This window comes from Microcoleus sp. AT3-A2, assembly GCF_036705685.1.
GTDB lineage: Bacteria > Cyanobacteriota > Cyanobacteriia > Cyanobacteriales > Microcoleaceae > Microcoleus.
In genome coordinates, this window is sequence record NZ_JAUBVF010000061.1 from 1 (window position 1) to 11136 (window position 11136).

Annotated in this window: 3 protein-coding genes; 2 read left to right on the forward strand and 1 reads right to left on the reverse strand. The window is 43.1% G+C overall.

Annotation, left to right across the window (positions count from 1 at the left end; genetic code table 11):
• Both QUB37_RS24175 and QUB37_RS24180 read left to right on the forward strand, forming a co-directional pair.
• Nucleotides 1-1068 (forward strand): hypothetical protein (locus tag QUB37_RS24175; RefSeq protein WP_333167005.1); only part of this gene is annotated, 1068 nt, incomplete at its 5' end.
• Nucleotides 1069-1239: 171 nt separating this feature from the next.
• Nucleotides 1240-6552 (forward strand): AAA family ATPase, encoded by a 5313-nt coding sequence (locus tag QUB37_RS24180; protein WP_333167007.1) that lies wholly within the window; start codon nucleotides 1240-1242, stop codon nucleotides 6550-6552.
• Nucleotides 6553-6665: 113 nt separating this feature from the next.
• Here the strand turns inward: QUB37_RS24180 and QUB37_RS24185 are convergent.
• Nucleotides 6666-11136 (reverse strand): CHAT domain-containing protein (locus tag QUB37_RS24185; protein ID WP_333167009.1); only part of this gene is annotated, 4471 nt, incomplete at its 5' end.

Here is an 11136-nt window from a genome sequence, read left to right on the forward strand (position 1 = left end):
ATTGTTTATACGCCCTTTATTTCACATTTTGGTACAGAATGCAAGGGCTTATTGAGAATGGTGCAAGATCTCAGTTACAACCCACTGATTCCGGTTAAGGATCTTCTCTCCTGGCCTAGCGAACCCCTCTACGATCAAATTGTTGAAGGCGAAAAACTCAAAGAAGAGCAGATTGACCTAGAATCTTTCTGGACTCCCTGGACAGACGTAAAAAAAGTTACTCTCAACCACGGGGAAGATTTTGACATTGTAGTGCTGGGTATTTCCATCGGCGCTTTTCCCTTTATCTGCGAGGAACTTATTAATGCCAAAACAGAATGGCAGCAAATGGTTAAGTCTCTCCAGACAGTGACTACCCAAGGCGGACAACTATGGCTTAAACCTACACTCAAAGAGTTAGGATGGACACAGAATAGTCCAGTCCTGGGTACTTACGTTGAGCCCCTAGATACTTATGCGGATATGAGTGACCTCATTGAACGGGAAAACTGGCCTTCGGATCGTTCACCTAAGAACATTGCTTACTTTACAGGGGTAATGGAAGATCCAGGTATCCCCGCTCCTAGCCAGTATAATTTCCCAGCAGAGCAACAACAGAAAATCAGCGGACGAGCCATCGACTGGCTCAACCAGAAGATCGCCCCTCTCTGGCCTAACGCTACCACTAAAGACAATCCTCATGGTCTAGATTGGAATTTGGTTGTAGACTTAGAGGATGAGCAAGGAGAACAACGCTTTTACTCGCAGTTCTGGCGTGTTAACATTACTCCTTCAGAGCGTTATGTATTATCTGTTCCCGGTAGCTACCAGTTTCGTCTTCAAGCCGATACTTCCAGGTGGGACGATCGCCCTCGCGGGTTTAATAACCTCTACCTAACAGGCGATTGGGTCGATAATAGTTTTAATTCTGGGTGTGTCGAAGCGACCACAATGGCAGGAATGCAAGCAGCCAAAGCAATTATCAAACAGCAGTTTAGCCAAGAGTATCATCGTCAGCAAATTATAGGTGAGAATGATGCTTGGCCAAAACCGCGATCGCTTAACTTATCGCTGGGCGATGAAGGTTAGGCAAAGAAGCATAGAGTGAAATCGGCGAAGCAGGGAAAGCCTTAAGATTGAGCGTACTACCTTGTCCGCTATATTTAACAACTCAAGTGTTCAAGCCAAGAGTTTGGGGAGTATTTCATCTTACTAATTGTTGAAATACTCCCTTTACGCATTACTCAAAAGAAATCAAAAATGCTTAAGATTAACGGCTACCAAGTTCTCACTCAAATCTACGAAAGTACCAACTCCACCGTTTATCGAGGCATCCGCCAACAGGACAACCAAGCCGTCATCCTTAAATTCCTCAAAGAAGACTATCCTACCGCTTCCGAACTGGTTCGCTATAAGCAGGAATATGAAATTACCCGAAATCTGAATCTAGATGGAGTAATTAAAGCTTATGAATTAAAACCCTATCAGATGACCCTGTGTATCATCCTTGAGGATTTTGGCGCGTCATCTTTAAAACAGTTAATGGATGAGCGTAGGGAATCAGGCACGGGAGTATTGCCCCTAGAGGAATTTCTGAGCATTGCTATTAAAACGGCTGAAATTCTAAGCAGTATTCACGCTGCGAATATTATCCACAAAGATATTAACCCTGCAAATATTATTTTTAACCCTGAAATTGGGCTACTCAAAATTATAGACTTTGGTATTTCTACTAAATTCACCCGCGAAAATCCTACCCTAAAAAATCCTAACGTCTTAGAAGGTACTTTAGCTTATATTTCACCTGAACAAACAGGAAGAATGAATCGTTCTCTAGATTACCGTACCGACTTTTACTCTCTCGGTGCCACTTTTTATGAGTTGCTGACAGGACAACTTCCTTTTGAAACCACGGATGCCCTGGAGTTAGTGCATTGTCATATTGCTAAAGTGCCAATTTTTCCTCATAAATTTAATCCACAAATTCCCCAGGTTCTGTCAGAGATTGTAATGAAACTGATGGCAAAAACCGCTGAGGAGCGATACCAAAGTGGTTTCGGAATCAAAAAAGATTTAGCCGAATGTTTGCATCAGTTACAAACCACAGGAAATATATCTGATTTCTCTTTAGGGACTCAAGACATTTCCGACCAGTTTCAAATTCCCCAAAAGCTCTACGGACGAGAAGCGGAAGTAGAAGCACTACTAAAAGCATTTGAGCGAGTAGCGGACACTCCCAAATCCAAAATAGAGATGATGTTGGTGGCTGGTTATTCTGGCATTGGCAAATCATCGCTAGTAGCCGAAATTCACAAACCAAATACCCGACTGCGCGGCTATTTTACGGCGGGCAAATTTGACCAATTTCAAAAGAGTATTCCTTACTCCGCTGTAGTTAGCGCCTTTAAGGGATTAGTGAGGCAACTATTAACGGAAAGTGAAATACAGCTTGAACAATGGCGAGAAAAACTTAGAGATGCTTTTGGTGTCAACGGTCAAGTTATTATTGATGTAATTCCCGAAGTAGAACTGATTGTCGGCGAACAACCACCCGTGCCAGAATTAGGGGCAAGCGAGTCGCAAAATCGGTTTAATATTGTCTTCAGTAACTTCATCCGAGCCTTTTGCACAAAAGAGCATCCCTTAGTCATATTTCTCGATGATTTACAGTGGGCAGACTCCGCGACACTCAAGTTAATTGAACTGATGATGACAGATGCAGATATGCAATATCTGTTTTTAATTGGAGCTTATCGAGATAATGAAGTTAGCCCAACGCACCTCTTAATGATGACGCTTGATGGATTGCTCAAAGATGGAGCCACTATCAATTATATTACCTTAGCACCTTTAGACATAGAAAATATTAGCCGACTGCTTGCCGATACATTATATAGCGACACTGATGCGGTAAAACCCTTGACAGAATTGGTGATGAAGAAAACAGGTGGTAATCCATTCTTTGTCAATCAGTTTCTCAAAACCCTCTACGCGGAAAACCTGATAAATTTTGATGTCCAGGAGCATAGTTGGCAGTGGAATATTGACCAAATTGAGGCACAAAATATTACCGATAATGTTGTAGAATTGATGATAGACAAGTTAAAGAAACTGCCGGCGCTCACACAGCAGGTTTTACGTTTAGCATCTTGTATAGGTGCTTCTTTTTACTTAAACACTCTTGCTATCGTTAGTGAAAAACCAAAAGAGGTAATTTTTCCCGACCTAGTTGCGGCAGTTCAGACCGGATTCATCTTGCCGACATCAGAGTTAGATGAAAATCTATTAATTCTAGATTATAAATTTCTGCATGACCGGGTACAACAAGCGGCTTATGCTCTGATTGATGACAATCAAAAAAAAGCGGTTCATCTTCAAATTGGGCGGCTGTTGCTAGCCAATGTATCTGCTGAAGAACTACCGGAAAAAATTTTTGAAATAGTCGATCATTTAAACTTAGCTTGGGAATTGATAACTGATGAACCGGAACGGGTGGAATTAGCACGATTGAACTTAGAGGCAGGGAAAAAAGCCAAAGCTTCAACGGCTTATGCTGCTGCTTTAGAGCAATATTTTACTACAGGAATAGAGATGTTGCCGGGAGATGCTTGGCAAGAGCATTATGATTTGACATTTAGTTTATATCGAGAACGGTCGGAATGTGAATATCTATGCGGTAATTTTGACAAGGCAGAAGAGTTATTTGACTTAATTTTAACTAAGGTTAAATCTAATTTAGAACGAGCAGAAATCCAGAATATTCGTTTAGTTTTGTATGATAATACAGGCAAATTTGTAGAAGCGGTTGGTATTGGCTCGGAGGCGTTGAAATCCTTGGGATTAAGTTTGCCTACAACCGACAAATCAGAAATTTTCTCTGCCCTTGACTTAGAGTTGGAGTTATACAGATCAAATCTGGAACACATCAAAATTTCTGAGCTAATTAATGCCCCAGAAATGATCGATCCAGAGATGAGAGCTTGTATGAATCTCTTAATGAACATTACTGGACCAGCTTATTTTGTAGATCAAGATTTGTTGGCTTTGATTTCATTAAAAATGGTCAATCTTTCTCTGGAAAACGGCAATTCAGATGTATCGGCTCATGGATATGCTTTTTGGGGATTTTTGGCAGGTGCGAGATTAGTTGACTATGAAGTCGGTTATGAATTTGGTCTATTGTCGATGAAGCTTAACGAAAAGTTTCATAATGTAAATTTGGCTTGCAAAGTTTTTAATATGTTCGGTGGTTTGATTAATCCTTGGCGAAGCCATCTGAAAAAAGGAATTCCGTTTCTTAGAAAAGGCTACCTAGCCGGAGTAGAAACTGGAGATGTTTATGTTAGCTACAATTCTTACCACTTGATTCTGCAAAGAGTTCTAAGTTCTGAAAGTTTTGATAGCATTCTTGAAGAATCTAACAAACATCTTGAATTTCTTAAGCAAATCAAAAATAATGTCTTTGCTGGGATTCAGCAATTATATCGGCATTTTATTTTAAATTTACAGGGATTAACTCTGGATAAATTTTCTTTTAGTGATGAGGATTTTGATGAATATCAATGCCTCGAGATGTGGAATGAAAACGGCTTTATGACTGGTGTAGCACCCTATAACATCTTTAAAGCCCAAATTTTCTTTCTCTATGGGGATTATGAAAATGCTTTAGAAAAAATCCGAACTAGCGATAAAATTCTCGTTTTTCTTTCCGGTGTACCCAGCCAAGGCGAACATTATCTGTACTATTCTTTAATTTTAACTGCTCTTTATCCAACTGCTACCAACTCGCAACAGCAGGAATATGGGGAAATTTTAAAAGCCAATCAACAGAAGATGAAAATTTGGGCAGATAACTGTCCTGAAAACTTCTTGCACAAATACCTGTTGGTGGAGGCGGAAATCGCTCGACTTTCTGGTAAAGAAATAGAAGCACTAGATTTGTACGATCGCGCGATCGCTTCAGCCCATGAAAATCAGTATATTCAGAATGAAGCTTTAGGGAATGAACTGGCAGCTAAATTCTGGCTAGGGAAAGGCAAAAAGGAAATTGCCAAACTTTATATGACAAAAGCGCATTATGGCTACCAAATTTGGGGGGCTAAGCGTAAAGTAGAGGATTTAGAGCAGAAATATCCGCAGTTAATGCCGAAGAAATTAGCAAATAAACAAACTGATTTGCAGACGACTGTTAGTGATAAAGCCTCCTCAACAAGTGGAGGAAGTTCAGATTTAGATTTCTCCACAGTTATCAAAGCTTCCCAAGTTCTGGCTGGTGAAATTGCGAGCAACAAGTTGTTAGAGAAGTTAATGACAATTTTACTGGAAAATGGCGGAGCACAAAAAGGCTTTCTTGTCTTATCAAATAAGGATAAGTTAACTATTGAAGCTAGAGGTGAAGTTGATCAAGAACAAGTAGAAGTTTGGCAAAGTATTCCGATTGAATGCAGCGATAATCTTCCTGTAGGTATGATAAAATATGTAGCGAGAACTCAGGAAGATGTAGTGCTATCAGAGGCTACGAAAGAGGGTGTTTTTACTAGCGAACCCTATATTATAAAAAATCTGCCTAAGTCAGTCTTATGCGCTCCTATTATTAATCAAGGCAAACTAATCGGCATTCTGTATCTGGAAAATAATCTGACTACCGGGGCGTTTACCCCAGATAGATTGGAAGTCTTAAAAATCTTATCCTCCCAAGCAGCTATTTCGATCGAGAATGCTCGCCTCTATCAAAACTTAGAAGATAAAGTTCAAGAACGCACGGCTCAACTAGCTCAAGCAAATCAAGAAATTAGCACCCTCAATCAGAAGTTAAAAGCAGACAATCTTCGCATGAGTGCAGAACTCGATATTGTCAAACAACTGCAACAAATGGTCTTGCCAAAACAGTCAGAACTAGAAGCAATTGAAGGATTAGAAATAGCTGGTTTTATGGAACCTGCTGACGAAGTTGGCGGCGATTACTACGACGTATTGCAACAGGATGGTCAAGTCAAAATTACCATTGGCGATGTCACGGGACATGGTTTAGAAAGCGGCGTGTTGATGATTATGGCACAAACGGCTGTCAGGACGCTTCAGAAAATGAAGGAAACAGATCCAGTGAAGTTTTTGGATGTCCTCAACCAGACTCTTTATGATAATCTCCAGCGCATGGACTCCTCTAGGAATATGTCTCTAGCTATCTTAGACTATGCCGGAGGTGTCCTGAAATTAAGCGGACAACATGAGGAAATGATTGTGGTGCGCGCTGATGGAAAATTGGAGTGCATAGACACGATGGATTTAGGCTTTCCCATTGGCTTAGTAGAAGAGATTGGCGACTTTATTGCTCAAACAGAAGTGCAGTTAAATCCTGGGGATGTGGTGGTGCTTTATACTGATGGAATTCCTGAAGCTTTCGATATTAATAAAGCGCAGTACGGATTAGAAAGGTTGTGGCAAGTGGTGGTTGAAAATCGTCAGCGCTCTGCCCAAGAGATTCGGGCAGCCGTGATTGATGATGTGCGGCAGTATATTGGCGCTCAGAAGGTTTTTGATGATATTACTTTGGTGGTGATGAAGCAGAAATAGAACTTTCTCGCGAGTTCGGCGGTTGAAACCTCTACTACACAACTAAAGCCCGACTGCGCGGACTAAAGAATAAACGCGATCTTTCAACGGGATTTGGGATAAAATATGGCAGCTTACCAAGGGCTTCCGATCATGGTGAAACTACTCCAATAGTAAGGATGAGAAAAGTTTTGGTTTGTTTGTTGTAAATTAGCAGGTAAATTTAACTGGCCGCCTGTTGTTACTAGCTGTCCGTTTTCCAATCGCACTTTACCGGACATTATTGCTTGTTGAGTCAGTTGCAAAGCTTCTGCCTTAGTTGTGGTTCCTCGCAACTGGTGGTAAAATTCGCTCATCAGCCCTAAAGTGCCTCCATCGTCAACATACCACAAACTCCCTAAAGCAGATTTCGCGCCGGATTTTACTGCTAAACCTCCAAAACCTAACTCTGCTTCCCGATCGCCCATAGCAGTTCTACAAGCACTTAATACTAACAAGTCTACCTGCGGATTGCGCCAATTCAAACTCTCCATGCGATCGAGCTGCAATTTGGAATTCCACATTTGAATGTAGGAATTGCTCGGTTTTCCCGGTTTGAATTCAGCGTGAGTTGCTAGGTGAACGATCCGAAATCCTCCCTTGGCGTGTTCCGAGTTGAGATTATCTAAAGTGAAAGTAGAATTGAGGAAAGATGGGCTGTGCCACTGAGCCGAAATAGCCTGCAGTTCGATCGGCACACTGGGCAAGGGCTGTTGGTCAACAAATTCTGACCTTCCCATTGCTAGCACTGTGGCGTCTCTAACAGCTTTATAATCGGTATTAGTCGAACTAAAACTTGGAATTAGGCTGAAACTGTATTTTTCAATCAAGAAGCCTTTACCGTCGTGCAAAGCGGCAAAGGGCAGGCTCCGCAATCCGGGATCGACTGACACTAACAAAGTCTGAATTCCTAAGTTTTGTAAGTCTTTTTCTAGGGGTGCGATCGCCCATTTATATAGCTGCTGGGCGGAGGCTAGATAACTGGTAGTATCGCGTTTCGCGGGATTGGTGATTTCATTTCGGAACTCTTGGACGGTGGGGAAAAGAGCTGCTCTGTTGGCTTCGGGGACGCTGTAGTGAATCGGTCGCCCCACGGGAGGAACTAAAATTAGTTCCAATCGATCTTCTCGCGAGACTATGTAGATAATACCAGACCGCCTGCCGGTTTGCTGTTCGATATTTCGTAAAGTTTCTTGGAATGTCGAAATCAAGGTTTTTTCCTCTGGGATGTTGGCTTTTACCCGCAAGTATTCTCCAAATTCTTGATTCCTCATTTCTTCGATTCCCCAGATTGTTTTCTGGATATCGTTACCTTCAAAAAGTCGATCGGGAGACGGAACATATCCCAGAACTAAATTAGAAGTAGGGTTGACTGTTGGCGCTTGTTGTGGTGCTGGTGAGGGTGGTACGAAGTCGCTGGGTAATTTACTGGTGATACTTTGATCGATGGTTAAAACTCGATCGGCAGCAGGAACACCGGGATTGTCTCGCGGTGGAGTTTTCGGGGGTTGAAAGTCTTCTGAATCAGGGGTTGAAGGTTCTCCTTGCGGTGCGGGTGTATCTGCAGCTGTGGGCGATTTTGGTGCTGTCACAGGTGCTGGCACTTGTATTTCCGTAGGAGCGATCGGAGTTGGAGTTACCAGCAGAGTTGGAGTTACCAGCGGAGTGGGAATGACACTCGGAGTCGGAGTTGGAGTTACCAGCGGAGTGGGAATGACACTCGGAGTCGGAGTGGGAGCGACACTCGGAGTCGGAGTTGGAGTTACCAGCGGAGTAGGAATGACACTCGGAGTCGGAGTGGGAGTGACACTTGGAGTGGGAATGACACTCGGAGTGGGAGTGGAAGTGACACTCGGAGTCGGAGTTGGAGTTACTAGCGGATTGGGAATTTCACTCGGAGTTGGAGTTGGAGTTACTAGCGGATTGGGAGTTTCACTCGGAGTGGGAGTTGGAGTTACTACCGGAGTTGGAGTGACAACTGGAGTGGGAGTTGGAGTGACAACTGGAGTGGGAGTTGGAGTGACAACTGGAGTGGGAGTGACACTTGGAGTGGGAGTCGGAGTTACTACCGGAGTTGGAGTTTCACTCGGAGTGGGAGTCGGAGTTACTACCGGAGTTGGAGTTTCACTCGGAGTGGGAGTCGGAGTTACTACCGGAGTTGGAGTTTCACTCGGAGTGGGAGTCGGAGTTACTACCAGAGTTGGAGTTGGTGTTGGCGTCGGATCGATCGCATCATCAGTCGAAAACACAATATTACCAACACTACTAGAACGCGGAAACGACTGCGATGTAATGCTAGATTGTCCCGTTGTAATTGCACCCGCCGTACCGTTGCTAGCAGCATTCCCCACCACAAATGGTTGAATCGGCGTCCCTCCATCTCCCCCAGCGTGCACAATTGTAATTTTGCCACCACCGGCCCCGCCAGCAGTAGAAATGCTAGCAAATCCCGTCGGCGACAGTGGTGTTGAAAAAGTACCCGTAGCGCGGAAAAAATTACCTGTTATTGCTGTGACATCGCCGCCGTTACCGCTAGTGCCGCCTTGGGCATTGATAAACTCTACTTGAATATCGCCGATCGGATCTAAGAACACATTGCCGGCATTTCCGAGTATACCGCTAGAGTTAATTTGTCCGGTGGTAATTGAAGTTATCGCCTTAACAGTTATGTTGCCGCCACTGTTTGCCGATGTATTCAAATTGCCTGCTGTGAAGTTATTACCGCTTGTAAAGAGAATTTCTCCGCCATTAGTAGTAATATTTTTGACACTTATATCGCCCTTGGCAGTAATATCGACTTTGCCGGCGGTGACATCTCCCGATAAGTTGACTTTTTCTGTGTTTAGTGCTGTCAATTGTTGCGCGTTAATTGTCGAGTTTCCTGTCACATTGCCAGCATTTTCGATCGCAAGATTTCCTAACTTGCTGGTAGCCCCCACCGCACCGTTAAAAGTGATGCTGCCACTACCGGAGGCTAGAGTTAAGTTGCGGGCATTAATGCTGTCACTGTCGATCGCACCTCCAAAGGCAATATTCCCCCCGGCTGTACTAAATCTCGCATCTTGCGTCAACCCGAGAACACCGTTAATATTGATATTGCCATTATTAGTAGTAACATTGCCACCCAACTTAGTGCTGGCAGCAGCAATATTAAAACCAGAATTGCTCGCAATATTACCGTTAGTGAATTCCGCCTGCGTTGCCGTAACATTCAAAACAGAAAGTGGTGCTGTTCCTCCGATATTTCCTTGTACCAGCACATTGCCTGTAGCCCCATCTAAGTTCAACAAATGATTACCGTCTATCGCACCAATTATCTTAATATCTCCGCCGCTGGTACGGAGATTAATATCGTTGCCGAGTGTGACAGTGCCGTTGAGAGCGATCGGATTTTTATTGGTATTGATGCCATAATTCAAATTAATTGTGGCAGCGTTGAGAGCAATGCTGCTGTTGTCATTGCCAGTAAGAGTGCCATCAAGTGCGATCGTACCAGTTCCCGTTTGAATATTTACTGGGTCTAAAAATGTGAGATTATAGGGAATACTAATATTAGCGCTGCTATCCGATCGCCCGATCGCGATCGAGCTAAATCCATTTTGAATAAAACTAATTTCCGATGCAGTCAAATCTAAAGCGCTAGTATTGTTATCAATTCCCCCAACAACAATATTTTGTCCGGCTGTGGCGGGTTGTAGCGTTAACGCACCAGTACCAGAAACATTCCCGGAAAAATCAATTTCACCTGCTGTTAAATTCAGCGGGTTACTACCTGCCGATAAAGTAGAACCGAAAGCAATAGTTGCATCTCCGAGTGTAAAATTTACAGGAGCTTTTAATGTCACCGGACCGCTAAAACTAATGTTATCATTAGTTGTGGTGATATTTCCGTTAACCGCAACAGTTCCCCCGCCATTTTGAATAAATGCACCGTCTAAATTCAGGTTATTCTCAATATTGAGATTTACCTTATTGGTGATTGTGAGCGTGCCGTCATTGGTGGTTGTTACAGTTCCTTTGAGATTAACATTATCAGCCTCAATACCCAGATTGCCAGCTACGTCAACTGTATTATTGAAAGTAAAGTCGCTGCCGGAGAGAATCGGATTATTAGCAACAGTCACAGCATCTGCATAAGTTTGAGTGCCGGTTGTAGTGACATTCCCGCCTAAAGATATCTTGCTGTTGGCAGTTAAACTTGTGAGAGGAATTGTTTCGCCGATCGTACTTTTGAAGGTAAGATTACCGCTAGCGGCCTTCACAGTCAAATCGCTGGTACCATCAACAGTATTATTGAAAGTAATGCTGTCACCTAAAAGAATCGGATTCTTGGCAATTGTAACTGCATCTCCATAAGTTTGACTCCCGATTGTAGTGACATTGGCATTGAGTTGAGTTGTGCCGTCAATATTAGTCGTCAAACTCGCGGCATTGACTGTTTCATTAAATGCGGTTGTTCCTGTAGAGTTAGCTTTTAAATTGCCGATCACATTTGTTGGATTCCCAACTGCACCATTGAATGTAACATTACCCGTACCCCCATTGACAGTTAAATCGCTGCTGCCG

Bases quoted from the DNA above. Each gene is read 5' to 3' on its own strand.
- QUB37_RS24180 (WP_333167007.1), top strand. From the start codon at position 1,240: ATGCTTAAGATTAACGGCTACCAAGTTCTCACTCAAATCTACGAAAGT.